This is a genomic window from Mycobacterium arosiense ATCC BAA-1401 = DSM 45069, from assembly GCF_002086125.1.
In the GTDB taxonomy this organism is placed as follows: domain Bacteria; phylum Actinomycetota; class Actinomycetes; order Mycobacteriales; family Mycobacteriaceae; genus Mycobacterium; species Mycobacterium arosiense.
Genome location: NZ_MVHG01000080.1, coordinates 1 through 23,793 on the forward strand (window position 1 = coordinate 1; position 23,793 = coordinate 23,793).

A 23,793-nucleotide genomic window follows, 5' to 3' on the forward strand; every position below is an offset into this window, starting at 1 on the left:
ACGGCCCGAACGCCCCGGGCACGTCTCGCCAGGCGATCCCACACCGGTACCGATAAATAATGCCCTCGACCATCGAGCGGGCATCCTGAAAGGGCCTGCCCCGCTTGCCTGTCCGAGTCGGAAGCAAATCTTCAATCAACGACCACTGAGCATCGGTGAGCAACTGAAACCGCGACATGACTCAAGCCTCGGGCACAACATCCAAAATCTTTGCCAGACACGCCCTAGTTGAAGCGCTCGCCGGTCGGCGGGGGACGGCGCTGCGGAAGGTGCCCGTGCACGCCTTCGGCGTAGGCGGTTTCGGCGTGCTGGGTGAGGTCGACACCGGTGGTCTCGTCCTCGGCGCTGAGCCGGAATCCGATCAGGCGGTCGATCACCTTGCCCAACAAGAACGTGATCGCGAACGCGTAGAGCGCGACGACCGCGATCGCCAGTGCCTGCTTGCCCAGTTGGCCGAAGCCGCCCCCATAGAACAGGCCCCGCGGGCCCGTCGTCATGATCGCCGTGGCGAACAGGCCGATCAATGACACACCGACCACGCCGCCGACGAAGTGCACGCCCACCACATCGAGCGAATCGTCATAATTGAAGCGCAATTTCGCGCCCACCGCGAACGCGCACACGATGCCGGCCGCCAGGCCGACGACCGTCGCGCCGAGCGTGTTGACGGTCCCGCAGGACGGAGTGATGGCGACCAGGCCGGCGACCACACCCGATGCCGCACCGAACGTGGTGGGCCTACCGTCGCGGATCTGTTCGACCGAGAGCCAGCCGAGCATGCCCAGGCACCCGGCCACCAGGGTGTTGAGGAAGATGGCCGCCGCAGTTCCGTTGGCGGCCAAGGCGGAACCGGCGTTGAACCCGAACCAGCCGAACCACAACAGCCCGACGCCGACGAACAGCAACGGCAGATTGTGCGGCCGCATGGCGTCCTTTTTGAAGCCGATGCGGGGCCCGAGCACCAGCGCCAGCGCCAGCGCGGAGGAACCGGAGACGATCTCGACGACGAGCCCGCCCGCGTAGTCGAGCACACCGAGCTTGGCCAGCCAGCCGCCGGGCCCCCATACCCAGTGCGCGACAATCGAATACACCGCGATTGTCCACGCCGGGACCAAAACCACCCAGGCGGCGAACTTCGCGCGGTCGGCGATCGCGCCGCTGACCAGGGCGGCCGTGATGATCGCGAAGGTCAACTGGAACGTGGCAAACAGCAGTTCGGGCACCGTGCCGTGCGCGGTGTCGGGGGTGATGCCGAGCATGCCGAAATGCCGGAGGTTGCCGGCGAGTCCGCCGACCCCATCCTCGGAGAACGCGAGGGTGTAGCCGACCAGCAACCACGCCACCGTCACCAGCGGTATGGAGATGAAGCTCATCATGATCATGTTGAGCACACCGGTGGTGCGGACCATGCCGCCGTAGAAGATCGCCAGGCCGGGGGTCATCAGCAGGACCAGTGCGGTGCTGGCCAGCAGCCACGCGGTCGCGGCGGGATCGATCGCATGCATCAGGTGGGCTCCTTCTCCCGGCCCTGGGGTCACGGGACACCGGGATACTGCCACGTTCGGGCTGCCGGTAGGTTCGTTGGGTTACGAAAAGAGGATCAGGATCTGATGTGGCGCAGGCTCGAGGACGATTTCGCGAAGGCACTGCTGCGGCCCAGCTGTTAGTCGACCCGGTTGAGGCCGCGCGCCGGCTACTGGGCGCCACCCTGACCGCGCGGGGCGTGAGCGGGATAGTCGTCGAGGTCGAGGCGTATGGCGGCGTTCCCGACGGTCCGTGGCCCGACGCCGCCGCCCATTCGTACAAGGGCCTGCGGGCCCGCAACTTCGTGATGTTCGGGCCGCCCGGGCGGCTCTACACCTACCGCAGCCACGGGATTCACGTCTGCGCCAACGTCTCCTGCGGGCCCGACGGCACCGCCGGCGCCGTCCTGCTGCGCGCCGCCGCCATCGAAAACGGCACCGACGTCGCCCGCGCTCGCCGCGGTGAGTTGGTGCACACGGCGGCCCTGGCGCGGGGCCCGGGCAACCTGTGCGCGGCCATGGGAATCACCATAGAGGACAACGGCATTGACCTGTTCGTGCCCGACAGTCCGGTGACTTTGGAACTGCACGAACCGCTGACCGCGGCTGCCGGCCCGCGGGTCGGCGTGAGCCAGGCCGCCGACCGGCCGTGGCGGTTGTGGTTGCCCGGGCGCCCGGAGGTCTCGGCGTACCGCCGCAGCCCCCGGGCGGCGGCGCCGGGCGCCAGCGACTAGCGACGCCGAACGTCGAGTTGTTCCGGTGAGAACGCCGGTGAAACCGCACCACGAGTCGACGCCTTGCGTGGGCGCTCTGGAAGACTCGTACACCATGATCATCGACGAGCTGGGCTGGCGCGGCCTGATCGCGCAGTCCACCGATCTCGATGCGCTGGCCGCCGAAGCGCAGCGCGGGCCGATGACGGTGTACGCCGGCTTCGACCCCACCGCACCGAGCCTGCACGCCGGACACCTGGTGCCGCTGCTGGCGCTGCGGCGTTTCCAGCGCGCCGGCCATCGCCCCATCGTGCTCGCCGGCGGGGCCACCGGCATGATCGGCGACCCGCGGGACATCGGCGAGCGCACCCTCAACGAGGCGGACACCGTCGCCGAGTGGACCGAGCGGATCGGCGGGCAGCTGCGTCGCTTCGTCGACTTCGACGACTCACCCACCGGCGCCGTCGTCGTCAACAACCTGGACTGGACCCGCCCGCTGTCGGCGATCGAGTTCTTGCGCGACGTCGGCAAGCACTTTTCGGTCAACGTCATGCTGGACCGCGACACCGTCCGGCGGCGCCTCGAGGGCGACGGCATCTCCTACACCGAGTTCAGCTACATGCTCCTGCAGGCCAACGACTACGTCGAACTGCACCGGCGCTACGGCTGCACGCTGCAGATCGGCGGCTCCGATCAGTGGGGCAACATCATCGCCGGTGTCCGGTTGGTGCGCCAGCAGCTGTCCGCCTCGGTCCACGCGCTGACGGTGCCGCTGGTGACGGCCGCCGACGGCACCAAGTTCGGGAAATCCACCGGCGGCGGCAGCCTGTGGCTGGACCCGGCGCTGACCACGCCGTACGCCTGGTACCAGTACTTCTTCAACACCGCCGACGCCGACGTCATCCGCTACCTGCGCTGGTTCACCTTCCTGACCGCCGACGAGCTCGACGAGCTGGAACAGGCGACCGCCGAGCGCCCCCAGCAGCGCGCCGCCCAGCGGCGGCTGGCGCGCGAACTGACCGTGCTGGTGCACGGCGAGGCGGCCACCGAGGCCGTCGAGCACGCCAGCCGGGCGCTGTTCGGGCACGGCGAACTGGACCGGCTGGACGAGCCGACGCTGGCGGCGGCGCTGCGCGAGACCTCGGTCGCCGAACTCAAACCCGGTGGGCCCGACGGGATCGTGGATCTGCTGGTCGCCAGCGGCCTGTCCGAGAGCCGCAAGGCCGCGCGCCGCACGCTCGGCGAGGGCGGCGTTTCGGTCAACAACGTGCGCATCGACAGCGAGGAATGGGCGCCGCAACCGTCCGACTTCCTGCACGGCAAATGGTTGGTGCTGCGCCGCGGCAAGCGCACGGTCGCCGGGGTCGAAAAGCTCTAGCCGGACCGGCCGCGGGTGGGCGCCGCAAAACGCGTGCGTGCACAGATCTTTACCTCACCGTGTCGTTGACGTGACCGTAAGCGACCACTGTTGTCACGGTGAATTTCGCGACGCGTGTGCGGTCCACCGTCCTGCGGATCCTGGGGGTGGTCACCGGCCTGGTGGCGCTGGCCGCGGTTCTGTCGGCGCCGATCCGCGCGGACATGCTGGGCAACGCCTTCCTGTCGGCGCTGACGAACGCCGGGATCGCCTACACCCAGCCGACCAGCACCACGGCGATGGGGCAGTCGGTGTGTCCGATGCTGTTCGAGCCCGGTGAGTCGTTCGACGGGGTGACGTCCAAGATGGCCGAGGGCAACGGCCTGTCGTACGAGATGGCGGGCCGGTTCACCATCGTCGCGATCGCGACCTACTGTCCGGCGGTGATCGCGCCGCTGCTGGGTAACCGGCTGCAAAGTTAGGCGTGGCGCTGCCCGTATCCTCGGCAGCGTGGTCGACGACAGGCAACGGCAGCGCGGCGAACGGCGGGGGCGGCCGTCATCCAGCGGCTGGTCGGGTCCGGGCCGCGCGCGCCCGGTCCAACCGCACAGCGCGCCGCGCCGCGACGCCCAGGCCGAGCGCGCCCCGCAGGACGGCCCGCCGATACCGCCCGGCGTGGAAGCCAAGCAGCTGGCACCCGACATCCGCCGCGAACTGAGCACCCTGGACCGCGCCACCGCCGATGCGGTGGCGCGCCACCTGGTGGCCGCGGGTGAATTGCTTGACGAAGACCCCGAGGCCGCCCTGAGCCACGCCCGCGCGGCGCGCGCCCGGTCCAGCCGGCTCGCCACCATTCGGGAAGCGGTCGGCATCGCCGCCTACCACTGCGGCGACTGGTCGCAGGCGCACGCGGAATTGCGCGCGGCCCGCCGGATGGGCAGCAAGTCGCAGCTTTTGGCCTTGATCGCCGATTGCGAACGCGGGCTTGGCCGCCCGGAGCGGGCGATCGAACTCGCGCGCGGACCGGAAGCTGCCGAACTGTCCGGGGACGACGCCGACGAGTTGCGCATCGTCGCGGCCGGGGCGCGCGCGGACCTCGGCCAGCTGGAACAGGCGCTCACCCTGTTGTCCACGCCGCAACTGGATCCGGGCCGCACCGGCACCACGGCGGCGCGGTTGTTCTATGCCTACGCGGACACGCTGCTGGCGCTCGGCCGCGACGACGAGGCGCTGCAATGGTTCCTGCATTCCGCCGCGGCCGACGTCGACGGCGTCACCGACGCCGAAGACCGGGTCAGCGAACTCGGCTGACATGACCTCAAGTCAATCCAAAACCCTTGCGCAGCAATATGACTGCCTGCTTATAGATCTGGACGGCACGATGTTCCGCGGCCGTCGGCCCACCGACGGCGCGGTGCAGGCGCTGGCGCGGGTGCGCAGCCGCGCGTACTTCGTCACCAACAACGCCTCGCGCAGCGCCGACGAGGTCGCCGCGCACCTGACCGATCTGGGATTCACCGCCGACGCCGACGACGTCGCCACCAGCGCGCAAAGCGCCGCCCGACTGCTGGCCGACCAGTTGCCGCAGGGCGCAGCGGTGCTGATCGTGGGCACCGAGGCCTTGGCCAACGAGATCGCCGCCGTGGGGCTGCGCCCGGTGCGCAGCTACGACGACGACCCGGCCGCCGTCGTGCAGGGTCTGTCGCAGAACATCGGATGGCCGGAGCTGGCCGAGGCGGCGCTGGCCATCCGGGCCGGCGCGCTGTGGGTGGCGTCCAACGTCGACCTCACCCTGCCCACGGAGCGTGGGCTGTTGCCCGGCAACGGGTCGTTCGTGGCCGCGCTGCGGGCGGCCACCGGCGGCGAGCCCCAGGTCGCGGGCAAGCCGGCGCCCGGACTGCTGCGGGACGCGGCGGCCCGCGGCGACTTTCGCGCCCCCCTGGTGATCGGCGACCGCCTCGACACCGACATCGAGGGCGCCAACGCCGCCCAGCTGCCCAGCCTGATGGTGCTCACCGGGGTCAATTCCGCGCGGGACGCCGTGTACGCCAAGCCCGCCCAGCGTCCCACCTATATCGGCCACGACCTGCGCTCGCTGCATACCGACGGCAAGCGGCTCAAGGTCGGGCCGCAGCCGGGCTGGCGGGTCGACGTCGCGGACACCGTGATCACCGTCAGCGGTGACGGGCCGGACGACGGGGACGGCCTGTCGATCGTGCGCGCGCTGGCCGGCGCCCTGTACGCGCGCCCCGGCTCCGGCGACGTACGGGTCCAGGCCGGCGACGACCATGCCCGCGCCGCGCTGGGGCGCTGGTCTTTGGTGCGCACCGACTGACGGGTGACTAGCGTAGGAACGCGATGACTATCGATCCCGATCAGATTCGCGCTGAAATCGACGCCCTGCTCGCCCGGTTGCCCCAGCCCGGGGACGGTGAAGATCCCGAGAAGGTGCCGTCGCTCGACGAGCTCGAAGAGATCGCCCGCCGCCTGTCCGAGGCGCATGACGTGCTGTTGGCCGCGCTGGAGTCGGCGGAGAAGGGCTGAGTGCGCGGATGTCTCGACGCGCCCGGGTTGACGCCGAGCTGGTCCGGCGCGGCCTGGCCCGGTCGCGCCAGCAGGCCGCGGAGTTGATCGGCGCGGGGAAGGTGAGCATCGACGGGATGCCGGCGCGCAAGCCGGGCACCGCCGTCGCGGTCACCGCCGCCCTGACCCTTGCCGAGGACGGCGAGCGCGGCTGGGTCTCGCGCGGGGCACACAAACTCATCGGCGCCCTGGACGCCTTCGAGATCTCGGTCGCGGGCCGTCGCTGCCTCGACGCCGGCGCGTCGACGGGCGGCTTCACCGAGGTACTGCTGGATCGCGAGGCCGCCGAAGTGGTCGCGGTGGATGTGGGGTACGGCCAGCTGGCGTGGTCGCTGCGCAGCGACGCGCGAGTGGTCGTCGTCGAGCGGACCAACGTCCGCGAGCTGGCGCCCGAGGCGATCGGCGGGCCGGTCGACCTCGTGGTGGCCGACCTGTCGTTCATTTCGCTTTCCACGGTATTGCCGGCGCTAACTGGATGTGCCGCACCGGACGCGGATATCGTTCCCATGGTGAAGCCGCAGTTTGAAGTGGGCAAGGGCCTGGTCGGCGCGGGGGGTGTGGTGCACGACCCGGCCCTGCGCGCCGACGCGGTGCTGACGGTCGCCCGCCGTGCGAGCGAGCTGGGTTGGCACACCGTCGATGTCACCGCCAGCCCGCTGCCGGGGCCGTCGGGCAATGTCGAGTACTTTCTGCGGCTGCGCGCCCGGACCGACCGGCCGCTGGACGGCGAGGAGCTGGTGACGGCGGTGCGGTGCGCGGTGGAAAGCGGGCCACAGTGAACGAACACACTCCCCGCACCGTGTTGATGGTGGTCCACACCGGCCGCGACGAGGCCACCGAGACCGCGGGGCGTGTGCAGAAAGTACTGGGCGACAAGGGAATCGGGCTGCGGGTGCTGTCCGCCGAGGCGGTCGACAAGGGGCCGCTGCGCCTGGCCCCCGAGGACATGCGCGCGTTGGGCATCGAAATTGAGGTGGTCAACGCCGACCCGCAGGCCGCGGAGGGTTGTGAGCTCGTGCTGGCGCTGGGCGGCGACGGCACGTTTCTGCGGGCCGCCGAACTCGCCCGCAACGCCAACATTCCGGTGCTGGGTGTCAACCTGGGCCGCATCGGCTTTCTGGCCGAGGCCGAAGCCGAGGCCATCGACCGGGTGCTGGATCACGTTGTCGCGCAAGACTATCGTGTAGAGAACCGGTTGACGCTCGACGTGATCGTGCGTCACGACGGTGACGTCTCCGTGCACGGTTGGGCGCTCAACGAGGTCAGCCTGGAAAAGGGCCCCCGGCTGGGCGTGCTCGGGGTGGTCCTCGAGATCGACGGGCGCCCGGTATCGGCGTTCGGCTGCGACGGTGTGCTGGTGGCGACGCCCACCGGGTCCACCGCCTACGCGTTCTCCGCCGGCGGGCCGGTGTTGTGGCCCGATCTCGAGGCAATTCTGGTGGTACCCAACAACGCTCACGCGCTGTTCGGCCGGCCCATGGTCACCAGCCCGGACGCCACCATCGCGATCGAGATCGAGGGGGACGGGCACGACGCTTTGGTGTTCTGTGACGGTCGCCGCGAAATGTTGGTCCCGGCGGGCAGCCGGCTGGAGGTAAAACGTTGCGACACACCGGTGAAATGGGCCCGGCTGGACAGCGCCCCGTTCACCGACCGGTTGGTGCGCAAATTCCGGCTGCCGGTGACCGGGTGGCGCGGGAACTGACCGCTCTAGCGCAGGTGCTGACTGAATGCTGACCGAAATCCGCATCGAGTCACTCGGTGCCATCAGCGCCGCGGTCGGGGAATTCGACCGCGGCCTGACCGTTTTGACCGGCGAGACCGGTACCGGCAAGACCATGGTGGTGACCGGGCTGCACCTGCTCGGCGGCGCCCGCGCGGACGCGACCCGGGTGCGGTCCGGCGCCGATCGTGCGGTGGTCGAAGGCCGGTTCATCACAACCGATCTCGACGAAGCCGTGGTGATGAAGCTGGACGAGATGCTGGACGCCTCGGGCGCGGAACGCGACGAGGACGGCAGCGTGATCGCGCTGCGCTCGGTCAGCCGTGACGGCCCGTCGCGGGCCTACCTCGGCGGTCGCAGCGTGCCGGCCAAGTCGCTGGGCGACTTCACCGCCGGGCTGCTGACCCTGCACGGGCAGAACGACCAGCTGCGCCTCATGCGGCCCGAGGAGCAATGCGCGGCGCTGGACCGGTTCGCGAAGGCGGGCCCCGCGCTGGAGCGCTACTGCAAACTGCGCGACGCCTGGCTCTCCGCGCGGCGCGACCTCTTCGACCGCCGCCACCGGATGCGCGAACTCGCGCTGGAGGCCGACCGGCTGAACTTCGCGCTGGGCGAGATCGACGCCGTGGACCCGCAACCCGGCGAGGACGATGCCCTGGTCGCCGAGATCCGGCGGCTCTCCGAGCTGGACACGCTGCGCGAAGCCGCGGCAGCCGCCCGCGCGGCCCTGTCCTCGGATGACGTGGACGCCTCGGAGTTCAGCGCCACCGACAGCCTCGGAAAGGCAAGGGCGGCACTGGAATCCACCGGTGACGCGAAGCTGGTGGCGCTGGCCGGCCAGCTCGGCGAGGTGCTGACCGTCGTCATCGACGCGGCCGGTGAGCTGGGCGGCTTCCTCGAGGGGCTGCCGGTCGATGCCAGCGCCCTGGAATCCAAACTGGCCCGGCAGGCCGAACTGCGCACGCTGACGCGCAAGTACGCCGCGGACATCGACGGGGTGCTCGCCTGGGCCCAGGAGTCGCGGCAGCGACTCGCCCAACTGGACGTGTCGGAAGAAGGGCTGGCCGCGCTGGCGGGCCGGGTCGACGAGCTCGCGCGCGAATTGGCGCAGGCCGCGGCCGATCTCAGCACCATTCGGCGCAAGGCCGCCAAGCGGCTCGCCAAGGAGGTCACCGCGGAGCTGTCCGGGCTGGCGATGGCCGACGCGCAGTTCAGCATCGACGTCGCCGTCGATGCGGTGCCGGACACCGCATCGACGGGCGACGACGCGGCCACGCTCGTGCTGCCCTCCGGCGAGGCCGCCCGGGCCGGCGCCGACGGCGTCGACCGGGTCGAGTTCGGCTTCGCCGCGCACCGCGGAATGGAGCAGCTGCCGCTGGCCAAGAGCGCCTCCGGCGGCGAGCTGTCCCGGGTGATGCTCGCGCTGGAAGTGGTGCTGGCCGCCTCGGCGGCCGGCACCACCATGGTGTTCGACGAGGTCGACGCCGGCGTGGGCGGTCGTGCGGCGGTGCAGATCGGGCGGCGGCTGGCGCGGTTGGCGCGCACCCATCAGGTCATCGTCGTCACGCATCTCCCGCAGGTCGCGGCCTACGCCGACGTGCACCTGGTGGTGCATGGCGCGGGGCCGAGAGGGACCAGTGTGGTGCGGCGGGTCGCCGACGACGAGCGGGTGGCCGAGCTGGCGCGGATGCTGGCCGGGCTGGGCGAATCCGACAGCGGCCGCGCGCACGCCCGCGAACTGCTCGAGGCGGCGCAAAAGGACGAGATCTAACTGCCGGGTTCTCCCCGCGAGCGCGCGCCCCTCCCCGCGAGCGCGGCGCCCCTCCCCGCGAACGTGCGTGTTTGTACGCCGACACGCCGCATACCGCGTACAACTGCGCACCCTCGCGCGGCCAACCCGTTAGCAACCTGTGACTCTTGGGACACTAGATAACTTATGAGGCTGATGTTACGGCGCGCCTCCCGTCCACTCCGACCCTTCGCGGACAGAATCGCCCCCATGAAGATGTCAGGCCTGCTCTCCCGTAACCCCGCCCGGCCGGGCCTCGTCGGCACCGCCCGCGTTGACCGGAACATCGACCGACTGCTGCGTCGGGTGTGCCCCGGCGACATCGTCGTGCTCGACGTCCTGGACTTGGACCGCATCACGGCGGATGCGCTGGTGGAAGCCGATATCGCCGCGGTCGTCAACGCCTCGCCGTCGGTCTCGGGCCGCTACCCGAACATGGGCCCCGAGGTGCTGGTCAACAACGGGGTCACGCTGATCGACGAGGCCGGACCCGACGTGTTCAAGAAGGTTAAGGACGGCGCCAAGATCCGCCTGCACGAGGGTGGGGTGTACGCCGGTGACCGCAGGCTGGTCCGCGGCACCGAGCGCACCGACCACGACATCGCCGACCTGATGCGCGAGGCCAAGAGCGGGCTGTCCGCGCACCTGGAGGCGTTCGCCGGCAACACCATCGAGTTCATCAAGAGCGAGAGCCCGCTGCTGATCGACGGCATCGGCATCCCCGACGTCGACGTCGACCTGCGCCGCCGGCACGTGGTGATCGTCGCCGACGAACCCGGCGCCGAGGAGGACCTGAAGTCGCTCAAGCCGTTCATCAAGGAGTATCAGCCGGCGCTGATCGGTGTCGGCAGCGGCGCGGATGTCCTGCGCAAGGCCGGCTACCGCCCCCAGGTGATCGTGGGCGACCCCGACCAGATCAGCACCGACGCCCTCAAATGCGGCGCCCAGGTCGTGTTGCCCGCCGACGCCGACGGGCACGCGCCCGGGCTGGAGCGCATCCAGGATCTCGGCGTCGGGGCGATGACCTTCCCGGCCGCGGGCTCGGCGATCGACCTGGCGCTGCTGCTGGCCGACCACCACGGCGCCGCGCTGCTGGTGACGGCGGGCCACACCGCCAACATCGAGACCTTCTTCGACCGCACCCGCGCGCACAGCAACCCGTCCACCTTCCTGACCCGGCTGCGGGTGGGGGAGAAGGTGGTGGACGCCAAGGCCGTGGCCACCCTGTACCGCAACCACATCTCGGCGGGCGCCATCGCGCTGCTGGCGCTGACCATGCTGATCGCCGTCATCGTCGCCCTGTGGGTGTCGCGCACCGACGGCGTGGTGTTGCACTGGGTCAGCGACTACTGGAACCACTTCAGCGCGACGGTGCAGAAGTGGGTCACCTAAATGATCTCGCTGCGTCAACACGCCTTATCGCTGGCCGCGGTCTTCCTGGCGCTGGCCGTGGGCGTGGTGCTGGGCTCCGGCTTCCTGTCGGACACTCTGCTGTCCAGCCTGCGTGACGAGAAGCGGGATCTGACCACGCAGATCAGCGGGCTCAACGACCAGAAGAATGTGCTGAACGAAAAGCTCAGCGCGGCAAACAATTTCGACACCCAACTGGCCGGGCGGATGGTGCACGACGCGTTGGGTGGCAAGTCGGTGGTGGTATTTCGCACCCCCGACGCCAACGACGACGACGTGGCCGCGGTGTCGAAGTTCATCGGTCAGGCCGGCGGGACGGTGACCGGGACGGTGTCGCTGACGAGTGAGTTCGTCGAGGCCAACTCGGCGGAGAAGCTGCAGACGGTGGTGAACTCGTCGGTGCTGCCCGCGGGGCAGCAGCTGAGCACCAAGCTGGTCGACCAGGGTTCGCAGGCGGGCGATTTGCTGGGCATCGCGCTGCTGGCCAACCCCAACCCGGCGGTGCCCGCCGTGGACGACGTGCAGCGCAACACCGTGCTGGCCGCGCTGCGCGACACCGGATTCATCACCTATCAGGCGACCGACCACATGGGCGCGGCGAACGCCGCGCTGGTCGTCACGGGCGGCTCGCTATCCCAGGACGCCGGCAACAAGGGCGTCAGCGTGGCCCGGTTCTCCGCCGCACTGGCCCCGCACGGCTCGGGCACGCTGCTGGCCGGGCGCGACGGCTCGGCGACCGGCGGCGCCGCCGTCGCGGTGACCCGCGCCGACGCCGGGATGAACTCGGCCATCAGCACCGTCGACAACGTCGACGCCGCGCCCGGTCGCATCACCGCGATTTTGGGCCTGCACGACCTGCTGAACGGCGGGCACGCCGGGCAATACGGCACGGGCCACGGGGCGACGTCGATCACGGTGCCTCAGTAGCGGGCGTGTTAGCCGCGGCGCAGCGCGGTGGATGTTAGGGTGGGTTTCCGTGGGTCGGCAGGCCCATCTAGTTATTCGCTAGAACAATTTTCACGCCCTGCCCGTCTTCACGGAGGTCGCCTGTGCGAAAGCACCCGCAATCCGCCACCAAGCACCTCTTCGTCAGCGGGGGCGTCGCTTCCTCGTTGGGTAAGGGGTTGACCGCCAGCAGCCTTGGTCAGCTACTGACGGCCCGCGGGTTGTACGTGACGATGCAAAAGCTCGATCCGTACCTCAACGTCGATCCGGGCACGATGAACCCGTTCCAGCACGGCGAGGTCTTCGTCACCGAGGACGGTGCCGAAACCGACCTCGACGTCGGGCATTACGAGCGGTTCCTGGATCGCGACCTGTCCGGTTCGGCGAATGTCACTACCGGGCAGGTGTATTCGACGGTCATCGCCAAAGAGCGCCGCGGCGAATACCTCGGCGACACCGTCCAGGTGATTCCGCACATCACCGACGAGATCAAAGGGCGCATCCTGTCGATGGCCCAGCCCGACGCCCAGGGCAACCGCCCCGACGTGGTGATCACCGAGATCGGCGGCACGGTGGGCGACATCGAGTCGCAGCCCTTCCTGGAGGCGGCCCGCCAGGTGCGTCACGACCTGGGCCGCGAGAACGTCTTCTTCCTGCACGTCTCCCTGGTGCCCTACCTGGCGCCCTCGGGTGAACTCAAGACCAAGCCCACCCAGCACTCAGTGGCCGCGCTGCGCAGCATCGGTATCACCCCCGACGCGCTGATTCTGCGCTGCGACCGCGACGTCCCCGAAGCGCTGAAGAACAAGATCGCGCTGACGTGTGACGTCGACATCGACGGCGTCATCTCCACCCCGGACGCGCCGTCGATCTATGACATCCCCAAGGTGCTGCACCGCGAAGAACTCGACGCCTACGTGGTGCGCCGGCTCAACCTGCCGTTCCGCGACGTCGACTGGACCGAATGGGATGACCTGTTGCGCAGGGTGCACGAGCCGCACGAGATCGTGCGAATCGCGTTGGTGGGCAAGTACGTTGAACTATCCGACGCCTACCTGTCGGTCACCGAGGCGCTGCGGGCCGGCGGGTTCTCCCACCACGCCAAGGTGGAGTTGGTCTGGGTGCCCTCCGATGACTGCGAGAGCGGAGCCGGCGCCGCGGCGGCGCTGAGCGACGTGCACGGCGTGCTGATTCCCGGCGGGTTCGGCATCCGCGGCATCGAGGGCAAGATCGGCGCCATCCACCACGCGCGCGCCCGGGGGCTGCCGGTGCTCGGCCTGTGTCTGGGCCTGCAATGCATCGTGATCGAGGCGGCCCGCTCCGCCGGCCTGGCCGAGGCGAACTCGGCCGAATTCGACCCCGAGACACGAGATCCAGTCATCTCGACGATGGCCGACCAGGTCGACATCGTCGCCGGCGAGGCGGACCTGGGCGGCACCATGCGGCTGGGCGCCTACCCCGCGGTGCTGGAACCGAATTCCGTTGTCGCCCAGGCATATGGCGCCACCGAGGTGTCCGAGCGCCACCGGCATCGCTACGAGGTCAACAACGCCTACCGCGACAAGATCGCCGAAAGCGGCCTGAGATTCTCCGGCACCTCGCCGGACGGCCATCTGGTGGAGTTCGTCGAATACCCGCCGGAGGTGCACCCGTTCGTCGTCGGCACCCAGGCGCACCCGGAGTTGAAGAGCCGGCCCACCCGGCCGCACCCGCTGTTCGTCGCCTTCGTCGGCGCGGCCATCGACTACAAGGCGGGCGAACTGCTGCCGGTGGAAATCCCGGAGCAGTCATCGAACGGCATCCAGCACCGGGACAGCGCTGCGCGGCCGATACCTGAGCCCGCGGCCCGTGGCTGAACACGTCTTCTCCACGGCGTCATCCGAAACGCTGTACACCGGAAAGATTTTCGCGCTGCGGCGCGACCGGGTGCGGATGCCGGGCGGTAACGAAGTCACCAGGGAGGTGGTCGAGCACTTCGGCGCCGTCGCCGTGGTGGCGATGGACGACGACGACAACATCCTCATGGTGTATCAGTATCGGCACCCGCTCGGTCGCCGACTGTGGGAGCTGCCCGCCGGGTTGCTCGACGTCCACGGCGAGGCGCCGCATCTGACCGCGGCCAGGGAGCTACAGGAAGAGGCCGGCCTGCACGCCGGCGACTGGCGGGTGCTGGTAGATCTGGATTCCACACCCGGGTTCAGCGACGAATCGGTGCGCGTCTACTTGGCGACCGAATTAAGCCGAGTGGATCGGCCCGAGGCGCATGACGAAGAAGCCGACATGCAGCTGCAGTGGTTTTCCCTGGAGGATGCCGCGCAGCAGGCACTCCGCGGTGAGATCGTCAATTCCATTGCCGTCGCTGGGATTATGGCTGCATACGTGGTCACCAGAGAGTTCATGCGCACGCGCCCGGTGGACAGCCCGTGGCAGGACAAGCCGACGGCGTTCGCCGCGCGAAAGGCCGCGCAGTGACAACGGTGGCGCTGGACACCCAGTTACAGGGCTACCTTGACCATCTCACCATCGAGCGCGGCGTCGCCGCCAACACCCTGAGCTCGTATCGCCGCGATCTGCGCCGTTACACAAAACACTTGTCGGACCGTGGAATTCACGACCTGGCCAAGGTGGGCGAGAACGACGTGAGCGAATTCCTGGTGTCGTTGCGCCGCGGCGATCCCGACACCGGGGCCGCCGCGCTGTCCGCAGTGTCGGCGGCCCGAGCGCTGATCGCGGTGCGCGGCCTGCACCGGTTCGCCGCGGCCGAAGGGCTGGCCGAGCTCGACGTGGCGCGCGCGGTCCGCCCGCCCACCCCGGGGCGCCGGCTGCCCAAAAGCCTGACCATCGACCAGGTTCTGGCTCTGCTGGAGGCCGCGGGCGGCGAGAGCCCGGCCGACGGCCCGCTGACCCTGCGCAACCGGGCGCTGCTGGAACTGCTCTACTCCACCGGCGCGCGGATCTCCGAAGCCGTCGGCCTCGACGTCGACGACGTCGACACCCACGCCCGCTCGGTCTTGTTGCGGGGCAAGGGCGGCAAGCAGCGCCTGGTGCCGATCGGGCGTCCGGCCGTGGCGGCGCTGGATGCGTATCTGGTGCGGGGCCGTTCGGAGCTGGCGCGTCGTGGGCGCGGAACACCGGGAATCTTCCTCAACGTGCGTGGCGGCCGGTTGTCGCGGCAGAGCGCGTGGCAGGTCCTGCAGGACGCCGCCGAGCGCGCCGGGATCACCTCCGGGGTGTCGCCGCACATGCTGCGGCATTCGTTCGCCACTCACCTGCTGGAGGGCGGCGCCGACGTGCGCGTCGTGCAGGAGTTGCTGGGCCATGCGTCGGTGACGACGACGCAGATCTACACCATGGTCACGGTGCACGCGCTGCGGGAGGTGTGGGCCGAGGCGCATCCTCGGGCCCAATAGCGTTGTCGCAGCGGCCCACTCAGCCGACGAAGTCGGATTCGAGCACCAAATCCGACACCAGGGTTTGGTATTCCAGGTGTGCCTTGTGTTCGACGGTGTTGAAGCGTTTGCCCTGTTCCTGACGCATGTACGCGCGGTACTTCGGCGCGCCCGGCACCCGGACGTTGTCGGCGACCACGATCGAACCCGGATGCAACCAACCGCGGTCCAGGATGCTGTTCAGGTCGTCCAGGTAAGCGTCCTTGTCGTGGTCGAGGAACACGAAATCCAATGTGTCGGAGGCAAATCCATGCTGGTTGGCCAGCGCGTCCAGGGTGCGCCCGCCGTCGCCGATGGTACCGACCACGCACGTCACCCGGTCGGCGACGCCGGCGTGTGCCCAGATCTGGCGGGCGTTGGCCGCGTTGGCCTCGGCCAGTTCGACGGAGAACACCTTGGCCTTCGGGGCGGCCCGGGCGATGCGCAGGGCGCCGTAGCCGCAGTAGGTGCCCAGCTCGAGGGCGAGCGTCGGATCGGCGCGCCGCACCGCGGCGTCAAGCAGCAGCCCCTTCTCGTCGCCGACGTTGATCAGCATCGACTTCTCGTAGGCGAACTTGTCGATGGTGGCCAGCACGTCGTCGATGTCGCCGGGCCGGGCGTTGCGCAGGACGTACTCGACGGCGGCCGCCTCGCGCCCGTCACCGATCTGGCCCGTGGTGGTGATGTTGCGGTTCCCGGTGGCCATGCGCCAGACCGACCACCGCAGTAGAGGTACCCGTCGCTTCAGGTTCATAGCCGCCACCATAGGCCGGTTGCGGTGCACGGCCGGGCCCGCCTCAATGCCCGCCGATTGGTGCGGATGTGGCTGGAGTGAATAGGCGGTCGGGATGTGCGTTTCACCACCGATTTTTGCCCATATTGGCTGGTTGATTGCCTGCGCGCCGCCGGGTTTAGCGCGACGAACCCGTTAGACTTTCCGACGATGTTCACTTCCCGAACACCCCCGCCATGACCGAGCAGCCGGACAACGGCGTCGAGCTCGGCCTGACCGGGCGGCCGCCGCGGGCGATCCCGGAGCCACAGCCGCGCACCTCGCACGGCCCGGCCAAAGTCGTCGCCATGTGCAACCAGAAGGGTGGCGTCGGGAAGACCACGTCCACCATCAACCTCGGCGCCGCGCTCGCCGAATACGGCCGCCGGGTGTTGCTGGTGGACATGGATCCGCAGGGCGCGCTGTCGGCGGGCCTGGGCGTGGCGCACTACGAGCTGGACAAGACCATCCACAACGTCCTGGTCGAGCCGCGGGTGTCCATCGACGACGTGCTGCTGCAAACCCGGGTCAAGCACATGGATCTGGTGCCCAGCAACATCGACCTGTCGGCCGCCGAGATCCAGCTGGTCAACGAGGTGGGCCGCGAGCAGACCCTGGGCCGCGCGCTGCACCCCGTGCTCGACCGCTACGACTACGTGCTGATCGACTGCCAGCCGTCGCTGGGCCTGCTCACCGTCAACGGCCTGGCCTGCTCGGACGGCGTGGTGATCCCCACCGAGTGCGAGTACTTCTCGCTGCGCGGCTTGGCGCTGCTGACCGACACCGTCGACAAGGTGCGCGACCGGCTCAACCCGAAGCTCGAGATCAGCGGGATCCTGCTCACCCGGTACGACCCCCGGACGGTCAACTCGCGCGAGGTGATGGCCCGCGTGGTGGAGCGGTTCGGTGACCTGGTGTTCGACACCGTCATCACCCGAACGGTCCGGTTCCCGGAGACCAGCGTCGCCGGCGAACCCATCACCACGTGGGCCCCGCGGTCCACCGGGGCCATCGCCTATCGAGCGCTGGCGCGCGAGTTCATCGACCGATTCGGCGCGTGAACGCGACCGACACTGAGGCGACACAGCACAACGGCTCCTCCACCGGTTTTCAAGTCCGCCTGACCAATTTCGAGGGGCCGTTCGATCTGCTGCTGCAGCTGATCTTCGCCCATCGCCTCGACGTGACCGAGGTGGCGCTGCACCAGGTCACCGACGACTTCATCGCCTACACGCGCGCAATCGGCCCGCAGCTCGAGCTGGAGGAGACCACCGCGTTTTTGGTGGTCGCCGCGACCCTGCTGGATCTGAAGGCGGCCCGGCTGCTGCCGGCCGGGCAGGTCGACGACGACGAAGACTTGGCGCTGCTCGAGGTGCGCGACCTGCTGTTCGCCCGGCTGCTGCAGTACCGGGCGTTCAAGCACGTCGCCGAGATGTTCGCCGAGCTCGAGGCCGCGGCGCTGCGCAGTTATCCGCGGTCGGTGTCGCTGGAGGACCGGTTCACCGAACTGCTGCCCGAAGTGATGATCGGCGTCGACGCCGAACGCTTCGCCCAGATCGCCGCGATCGCGTTCAGCCCGCGGCCCGTCCCGACGGTGTCCGTGGCGCACCTGCACCAGGTGCAGGTCTCGGTTCCCGAGCAGGCCAGAAAACTGCTGGCCATCCTACAGGCGCGGGGCAGCGGCGCGTGGGCGACGTTCTCCGAGCTGGTCGCCGATTGTGAGGCGTCGATGGAGGTGGTCGGGCGCTTCCTGGCGCTGCTCGAACTGTATCGGTGGCGGGCGGTAGCATTCGACCAGTCAGAGCCGCTTGGCGTGCTCCAAATCTCGTGGACCGGGGAACGTCCGGTCGGTGAGGCCTTGGTAGAAGTGCGGGACGAATAGATGACCGAAGAAATGCCGGATGTCGATCTCGCCTCCGACATCGCAGGCATCCCCGACATCGCCGAGGTCGCGCCGATGGAATCCGAGGAACTCGGCTCGGTGCTCGAGGCGCTGCTGTTGGTGGTGGACACCCCGGTCACCGCGGAGGCGCTGGCGTCGGCCACCCAGCAGCCGGTGTACCGGATCACGACCAAGTTGCAGGAGATGGCCGAGCAGCTCACCGCCCGCGACAGCGGCATCGACCTGCGGAAAAACAGCGAGGGCTGGCGGATGTACACCCGCGCCCGCTTCGCGCCCTACGTCGAGAAGCTGCTGCTGGACGGCGCGCGGTCCAAGCTCACCCGGGCCGCGCTCGAGACGTTGGCCGTGGTCGCCTACCGCCAGCCCGTGACCCGCGCGCGGGTGAGCGCGGTGCGCGGTGTGAACGTCGACGCGGTGATGCGCACGCTGCTGGCGCGCGGGTTAATCACCGAGGCCGGGGCCGACGAGGACACCGGCGCGACGATGTTCGCCACCACCGACCTGTTTCTGGAGCGCCTCGGGTTGACCTCGCTGGCCGACCTTCCGGACATCGCGCCGCTGCTTCCCGACGTCGACACGATCGAGGACCTGAGCGAATCTCTGGACAGCGAGCCACGTTTCGTCAAACTCTCGGGCGGTCAATCGCCCGAGCAGGCGCTGACCTTCGACGTGGACCAGGATTGATGCACGAGGTTGAGGGGATCCGGCTGCAGAAAGTGTTGTCGCAGGCCGGAATTGCGTCGCGGCGGGCCGCCGAGAAGTTGATCATCGACGGCCGCGTCGAGGTCGACGGGCAGGTGGTGACCGAGCTGGGCACCCGCGTCGACCCGGACTCCTCGGTGATCCGCGTCGACGGGGCCCGGGTGGTCCTCGACGACTCGCAGGTGTATCTGGCACTGAACAAGCCGCGCGGTGTGCACTCGACCATGTCCGACGACCGCGGCCGCCCGTGCATCGGCGACCTGGTCGAGCGCAAGGTCCGCGGCAACAAGAACCTGTTTCACGTCGGGCGGTTGGACGCCGACACCGAGGGGCTGATCCTGCTGACCAACGATGGCGAGCTGGCCCACCGGTTGATGCATCCTTCCCACGAGGTGCCCAAGACGTATCTGGCGACGGTGACCGGGTCGGTACCGCGCGGGCTCGGCAAGAAGCTGCGCGCCGGCATCGAGCTGGACGACGGGGTGGCCAAGGTCGACGAGTTCGCCGTGGTGGACGCCATCCCCGGCAAGACGCTGGTGCGGGTGACGCTGCACGAGGGACGCAATCGCATCGTGCGCCGGCTGCTCGCGGCCGCGGGATTTCCGGTGGAGTCGTTGGTGCGCACCGACATTGGACCGGTCTCGCTGGGAAAGCAGCGGCCGGGCACCTTCCGGGCGTTGGCCCATCATGAGATCGGCCAGCTGTACAAGGCGGTGGGCCTGTGAGCGGAACGAGCGGAACGAGCGCAGCGAGTGACGGGAGTGCAGCGAACCGTCGGTCTGTGAGCGGAACGAGCGGAACGAGCGCAGCGAGTGACGGGAGTGCAGCGAACCGTCGGCCTGTGAGCGGAACGAGCGGAACGAGCGCAGCGAGTGACGGGAGTGCAGCGAACCGTCGGTCTGTGAGCGGAACGAGCGGAACGAGCGCAGCGAGTGACGGGAGTGCAGCGAACCGTCGGCCTGTGAGCGTTGTCGTCGCCATTGACGGGCCGGCGGGCACCGGAAAGTCCTCGGTGTCAAGGGGATTGGCCCAAGCGCTCGGGGCGCGCTACCTCGACACCGGGGCGATGTACCGGATGGTGACACTGGCCGTGCTGCGTGCCGGCGTCGACCCGGACGACGCCGGCGCGGTCGGCGGGATCGGGTCGACGGCGCAGCTGTCGGTGGACGGCGATCGGTGTTTGCTTGCCGGAGAGGACGTTTCCACCGAGATTCGCGGGGACGCCGTCACCGGCGCCGTCTCGGCTGTGTCGGCGGTGCCCGCGGTGCGCGCCCGGCTCGTCGAGCTGCAGCGCGAGATGGCCGCCAAGCCGGGCGACGTCGTGGTCGAAGGGCGCGACATCGGCACCGTCGTCCTGCCGGACGCGCCCGTCAAGATCTTCCTGACCGCGTCGGCCGAGACCCGGGCGCGGCGGCGCAATGAGCAGAACGTGGCGGCCGGGCTGTCCGACGACTACGCGGCGGTGCTGGCGGATGTCCGCCGCCGCGACCATTTGGATTCCACCCGGGCGGTGTCGCCACTGCGGGCGGCGCCGGACGCGGTGGTCGTCGACACCAGCGAGATGACCGAGGCCCAGGTGATCTCGCACCTGCGCGACCTGGTCCAGCAGCGAACCGGAGCGGTGCGGTGAGTCAGGACGGCACGTGGAGCGACGAAAGCGACTGGGAATCCGTCGATTTCGTCCTGGACGAGCAGGACGAGGCCGGCCCGGCGCCCGTGGTGGCGGTGGTCGGCCGGCCCAACGTCGGCAAGTCGACACTGGTCAACCGGATCCTGGGCCGGCGCGAAGCGGTGGTTCAGGACGTCCCGGGCGTCACCCGCGACCGGGTGTCCTACGACGCGCTGTGGACCGGCCGCCGGTTCGTCGTGCAGGACACCGGGGGATGGGAGCCCGACGCCAAAGGGCTGCAGCAGCTGGTGGCGGATCAGGCCTCGGTGGCGATGCGCACCGCCGATGCGGTGATCCTGGTGGTCGATGCCGTCGTCGGCGCCACCGCGGCCGACGAGGCCGCCGCCCGGATCCTGCTGCGGTCGGGCAAACCGGTCTTCTTGGCGGCCAACAAGGTTGACAGCGACAAGGTCGAGGCGGACGCCGCGATGCTGTGGTCGCTGGGGCTCGGTGAGCCGCACGCGATCAGCGCCATACACGGCCGCGGGGTGGCGGATCTGCTCGACGCGGTGCTGGCCGCCCTACCCGAGGTGTCCGAGGTGGCGCCCACGTCCGGCGGCCCGCGGCGCGTGGCGCTGGTCGGCAAGCCCAACGTGGGCAAGAGCTCGCTGCTGAACAAGCTGGCCGGCGACCAGCGCTCGGTGGTGCACGACGTCGCCGGAACGACGGTGGACCCGGTGGACTCGCTGATCGAGCTGGGCGGCAAGGTGTGGCGGTTCGTCGACACCGCGGGCTTGCGGCGCAAGGTCGGCCAGGCCAGCGGGCACGAGTTCTACGCTTCGGTGCGCACGCACTCGGCCATCGACGCGGCCGAGGTGGTGATCGTGCTGATCGACGGGTCGGATCCGCTGACCGAGCAGGACCAGCGGGTGCTGTCGATGGTCATCGAGGCCGGCCGCGCCCTGGTGCTGGCGTTCAACAAGTGGGACCTGGTCGACGACGACCGCCGCGAATCGCTGGAGCGCGAGATCGACCGCGAACTGGTGCAGCTGCGGTGGGCGCCACGGGTCAACATCTCCGCCAAGACCGGCCGGGCGCTGCAGAAGCTGGTGCCGGCGATGGAGACCGCGCTGGCGTCGTGGGATGCGCGGATTCCGACCGGCCCGCTGAATTCCTGGCTCAAAGAGGTGGTGGCGGCCACCCCGCCGCCGGTGCGTGGCGGCAAGCAGCCGCGCATCCTGTTCGCCACCCAGGCCACCGCCCGGCCGCCGACGTTCGTGCTGTTCACCACCGGTTTCCTGGAGGCGGGTTACCGGCGCTTTTTGGAGCGCCGGCTGCGCGAGGCCTTCGGGTTCGAGGGGTCGCCGATCCGGATCAACGTTCGGGTGCGGGAGAAGCGGGGAGCGCGGCGGCGCTGAGGAGGTCGCATGGCAGGCCGGCCGACCGTTTACGGTAGGCTTTCGACCTGCTGCCGGTGCACGCATCGGCGCGCGGGCTGTGGCGCAGTTTGGTAGCGCACTTGACTGGGGGTCAAGTGGTCGCAGGTTCAAATCCTGTCAGCCCGACGTAGAAAATGCGGTCTGAGCTGTAGTGACGTGATTAGCTCAGGATGAGATGACGCGGAGTTGGGGACCACTTGGGGACCACAAGTGCCGCTCAAGCAGGTCACCCGCGTTGATGACGGACTGCCGGTCGGGGTGCAGATAGCGCTGCGTCGTCGTCAGCGTTCCGTGGCCGGCCATCTTGCGGAGGGCGTGTACCGGGACACCGGCATCGGCCATCCAGGTCAAGCCGGTATGCCGCAAGCCGTGACGCGTGAGCTGCGGGTGGCCGAGTTGGGTGACCACGGCGTCCCAGGAGGTGGCGTCCCGCAGCGTGGCGGTAGTGATCCGTCCGCCCCTCGGACCGGTGAAGAGTCGTGCATCGGGATTGTTTCCGGCGAGCTCAATCCGTCGCCGGATGAGGTCGCGGACCGGGGTGATCAACGGGACTTCGCGAGCGCGTTTGCCCTTGGTGTTCTTGTCCACCAAGCCGCCCGGCGACGGGGTGGTCTGCCGGCGGACCGTCCAGATCCAGTCGTCGGTGTTGATGTCGCGCACCAGGCAGCCGGCCACTTCGCCGATGCGGGCCGCGGTGCAGGCCTCGAAGATCACCGCATCACCCCAACCCCGATAGCGGCCGGCCGATCGGGCGACGAGCGCGTCGGCAAGCACGGTGAGGGCGGTCCAATTGGGGAGCGCGAGTGCCCGTGGGTTGTCAAGTTCGTCTTCGGTGAGCTTGTATTCGCGCTGCCAACCGGTGACTCGGGCCGGGTTGCGGTCGATTATGCCGTCTCGCAGTGCTTGTTCCATGACACGGACGAGCACGGCCAGGCTGTTCTTGACCGTCGACCGGCTGCACTCGTCGACAATCCAAGCGTGCACGGCTCGATCCACTGCGCCATTGGTAATCATGGCAATGGGCAGGTGCCCGAGGGTGGGGACGACGCGCCTGCGCCAACCCGCCAAGTAGGGATCGGTCGTCTTAGGCTCCAGACCCCGCAGCGCCAACGCCATGTTGGTTGTGCCGTACTCAGATAGCGTCGTCGTGGCCATCTTCGGGTCGACCCCTTGCGCCGCGGCGCGTTCCATCCGGGTCGCCCAGTCGACTGCGGCTTCGCGTGTTGCAAACGATGCGGATTTCGAGGTTCGGCTATTCGTGGCCGGATCGATCCACCGGACCCGAGCGCGGAAGGGGGTTGTTCGGCTGGGGCGCTCCTCGATGTCTACCGATAACGAAACACCAAGTGGCAGTGTGAGTTCGTCGGCCATCAAGCAACCTCGCCGGGATCAACATGCCGACGGGACAACCAGGCCTCGACGTCGTCGGAGTTATACATGTACACCCGGTCCGAAACGCGAACGAAGGCCGGACCTCTGGGGGGACGCGATGTTCGCCAGCGCCGGACGGTGGAAGCATCGACGTGCAGCAGCTCGGCAAGTTCGGCTGAGCTGTACCAGTGCCCGTCTAGCAAGGCCATCGCGCTACGTTCCCTTCCCGCATCGGCCGGCGCGAGCTTCGGGCGCCGGGTGCCGTGCGGTACCTCATTCTTAAAGGTTAGGGCCGGCGATAGGGTTACGCGACGGCGGAACGCGACGGGAATCGGCGAATTTGGTATTCACGGTTTTTCCTGTGCTCATGCGACTTTGCCGGAAAATGTACTGCCGGAGGACAACGGTCCTTGCATGTGGTCTATCTCGCGGATGGAGCCGGGTGCTGGACTCTTGATTGTTGCGGGTCGTCGAGGACGTCGAGTAGCAGGGCTGGCACGAGGGGGCGACTTGCTCGGGTGGGGGG

Annotated in this window: 25 protein-coding genes and 1 tRNA gene; 21 read left to right on the forward strand and 5 right to left on the reverse strand. The window is 69.1% G+C overall.

The features are described 5' to 3' along the window. The coding region (locus BST14_RS31765) for a transposase (protein ID WP_142279208.1) at nt 1–178 on the reverse strand (178 nt) is incomplete at its 3' end. Nucleotides 179–224: 46 nt separating this feature from the next. Continuing rightward, entirely contained in the window at nt 225–1,505 is a 1,281-nt protein-coding gene (locus BST14_RS22305; protein ID WP_083066534.1) for an ammonium transporter, read from the reverse strand. Nucleotides 1,506–1,612: 107 nt separating this feature from the next. On the opposite strand from BST14_RS22305, the gene BST14_RS22310 reads away from it, so the two are divergent. The 14 genes from BST14_RS22310 to xerD all read left to right on the forward strand — a co-directional run bounded on the left by BST14_RS22310 (nt 1,613) and on the right by xerD (nt 15,453). After that, entirely contained in the window at nt 1,613–2,257 is a 645-nt protein-coding gene (locus BST14_RS22310; RefSeq protein WP_083066535.1) for a DNA-3-methyladenine glycosylase, read from the forward strand. Nucleotides 2,258–2,351: 94 nt separating this feature from the next. After that, on the forward strand, nt 2,352–3,614 hold the full coding sequence (gene tyrS / locus BST14_RS22315; protein ID WP_083066551.1) for a tyrosine--tRNA ligase: 1,263 nt from the start codon (nt 2,352–2,354) through the stop codon (nt 3,612–3,614). Between the two features lie 98 nt (nt 3,615–3,712). Next, nucleotides 3,713–4,075 carry a DUF732 domain-containing protein gene (locus BST14_RS22320; RefSeq protein WP_211280784.1) on the forward strand — a complete coding sequence of 121 codons (363 nt, stop codon included), beginning with the start codon at nt 3,713–3,715 and terminating at the stop codon, nt 4,073–4,075. 28 nt (nt 4,076–4,103) lie between these two features. Further along, nucleotides 4,104–4,904 (forward strand): tetratricopeptide repeat protein, encoded by an 801-nt coding sequence (locus BST14_RS22325; RefSeq protein ID WP_245845611.1) that lies wholly within the window; start codon nt 4,104–4,106, stop codon nt 4,902–4,904. Nucleotide 4,905: 1 nt separating this feature from the next. After that, nucleotides 4,906–5,928, forward strand: coding sequence for an HAD-IIA family hydrolase (locus BST14_RS22330; protein WP_083066536.1), 1,023 nt, complete (start codon nt 4,906–4,908; stop codon nt 5,926–5,928). 23 nt (nt 5,929–5,951) lie between these two features. After that, nucleotides 5,952–6,137: a hypothetical protein gene (locus tag BST14_RS22335; protein ID WP_066989244.1), complete on the forward strand. Its 186-nt coding sequence runs from the start codon at nt 5,952–5,954 to the stop codon at nt 6,135–6,137. 8 nt (nt 6,138–6,145) lie between these two features. Beyond that, complete coding sequence (locus BST14_RS22340; RefSeq protein WP_083066537.1) at nt 6,146–6,955, forward strand: TlyA family RNA methyltransferase; 810 nt, start codon at nt 6,146–6,148, stop codon at nt 6,953–6,955. Next, a complete protein-coding gene (locus tag BST14_RS22345; RefSeq protein WP_281252822.1) occupies nt 6,952–7,881 on the forward strand; it encodes an NAD kinase in 930 nt (309 codons plus the stop codon). Before BST14_RS22340 ends, BST14_RS22345 begins: the two co-directional genes overlap by 4 nt. A gap of 25 nt (nt 7,882–7,906) precedes the next feature. Next, on the forward strand, nt 7,907–9,670 hold the full coding sequence (gene recN, locus BST14_RS22350; RefSeq protein ID WP_083066539.1) for a DNA repair protein RecN: 1,764 nt from the start codon (nt 7,907–7,909) through the stop codon (nt 9,668–9,670). A gap of 228 nt (nt 9,671–9,898) precedes the next feature. Continuing rightward, the gene (gene steA, locus BST14_RS22355; RefSeq protein ID WP_083066540.1) at nt 9,899–11,080 is read left to right on the forward strand and encodes a putative cytokinetic ring protein SteA; all 1,182 of its coding nucleotides are present in this window, start codon (nt 9,899–9,901) and stop codon (nt 11,078–11,080) included. Further along, entirely contained in the window at nt 11,081–12,025 is a 945-nt protein-coding gene (locus BST14_RS22360; protein ID WP_083066541.1) for a copper transporter, read from the forward strand. A 122-nt stretch (nt 12,026–12,147) separates the two neighbouring features. Further along, nucleotides 12,148–13,899, forward strand: a complete 1,752-nt coding sequence (gene pyrG / locus BST14_RS22365; protein WP_083066542.1) for a CTP synthase — start codon at nt 12,148–12,150, stop codon at nt 13,897–13,899. Beyond that, nucleotides 13,892–14,515 carry an NUDIX domain-containing protein gene (locus BST14_RS22370; protein ID WP_083066543.1) on the forward strand — a complete coding sequence of 208 codons (624 nt, stop codon included), beginning with the start codon at nt 13,892–13,894 and terminating at the stop codon, nt 14,513–14,515. Before pyrG ends, BST14_RS22370 begins: the two co-directional genes overlap by 8 nt. Then, a complete protein-coding gene (xerD, locus tag BST14_RS22375; RefSeq protein ID WP_083066544.1) occupies nt 14,512–15,453 on the forward strand; it encodes a site-specific tyrosine recombinase XerD in 942 nt (313 codons plus the stop codon). Before BST14_RS22370 ends, xerD begins: the two co-directional genes overlap by 4 nt. 19 nt (nt 15,454–15,472) lie before the next feature. Here the strand turns inward: xerD and BST14_RS22380 are convergent, their stop codons facing one another. Further along, nucleotides 15,473–16,225 carry an O-methyltransferase gene (locus BST14_RS22380; RefSeq protein WP_083066554.1) on the reverse strand — a complete coding sequence of 251 codons (753 nt, stop codon included), beginning with the start codon at nt 16,223–16,225 and terminating at the stop codon, nt 15,473–15,475. Nucleotides 16,226–16,440: 215 nt separating this feature from the next. Here BST14_RS22380 and BST14_RS22385 point away from each other — a divergent pair, with 215 nt between their 5' ends. The 7 genes from BST14_RS22385 (at nt 16,441) to BST14_RS22415 (ending at nt 22,022) form a co-directional block, all read left to right on the forward strand. After that, the gene (locus BST14_RS22385) at nt 16,441–17,304 is read left to right on the forward strand and encodes a ParA family protein (RefSeq protein WP_083066545.1); all 864 of its coding nucleotides are present in this window, start codon (nt 16,441–16,443) and stop codon (nt 17,302–17,304) included. After that, on the forward strand, nt 17,301–18,125 hold the full coding sequence (locus tag BST14_RS22390; protein WP_083066546.1) for a segregation/condensation protein A: 825 nt from the start codon (nt 17,301–17,303) through the stop codon (nt 18,123–18,125). Before BST14_RS22385 ends, BST14_RS22390 begins: the two co-directional genes overlap by 4 nt. Then, nucleotides 18,126–18,830 carry an SMC-Scp complex subunit ScpB gene (scpB, locus tag BST14_RS22395; protein ID WP_083066547.1) on the forward strand — a complete coding sequence of 235 codons (705 nt, stop codon included), beginning with the start codon at nt 18,126–18,128 and terminating at the stop codon, nt 18,828–18,830. After that, a complete protein-coding gene (locus tag BST14_RS22400; RefSeq protein ID WP_083066548.1) occupies nt 18,830–19,573 on the forward strand; it encodes a pseudouridine synthase in 744 nt (247 codons plus the stop codon). Before scpB ends, BST14_RS22400 begins: the two co-directional genes overlap by 1 nt. Before the next feature lie 236 nt (nt 19,574–19,809). Continuing rightward, entirely contained in the window at nt 19,810–20,478 is a 669-nt protein-coding gene (gene cmk, locus BST14_RS22405) for a (d)CMP kinase (RefSeq protein WP_083066549.1), read from the forward strand. Next, the gene (gene der, locus BST14_RS22410) at nt 20,475–21,875 is read left to right on the forward strand and encodes a ribosome biogenesis GTPase Der (RefSeq protein WP_083066550.1); all 1,401 of its coding nucleotides are present in this window, start codon (nt 20,475–20,477) and stop codon (nt 21,873–21,875) included. The genes cmk and der overlap by 4 nt, the downstream gene beginning before the upstream one ends. Before the next feature lie 73 nt (nt 21,876–21,948). Next, nucleotides 21,949–22,022 (forward strand) — tRNA-Pro (locus BST14_RS22415). A 39-nt stretch (nt 22,023–22,061) separates the two neighbouring features. On the opposite strand, the gene BST14_RS22420 is transcribed toward BST14_RS22415, so the two are convergent. Together BST14_RS22420 and BST14_RS22425 are read right to left on the reverse strand one after the other, a co-directional pair. Then, complete coding sequence (locus BST14_RS22420; RefSeq protein WP_196759782.1) at nt 22,062–23,087, reverse strand: tyrosine-type recombinase/integrase; 1,026 nt, start codon at nt 23,085–23,087, stop codon at nt 22,062–22,064. A 179-nt stretch (nt 23,088–23,266) separates the two neighbouring features. Continuing rightward, nucleotides 23,267–23,476, reverse strand: coding sequence for a helix-turn-helix transcriptional regulator (locus BST14_RS22425; RefSeq protein WP_081250141.1), 210 nt, complete (start codon nt 23,474–23,476; stop codon nt 23,267–23,269). Nucleotides 23,477–23,793 lie beyond the last annotated feature (317 nt).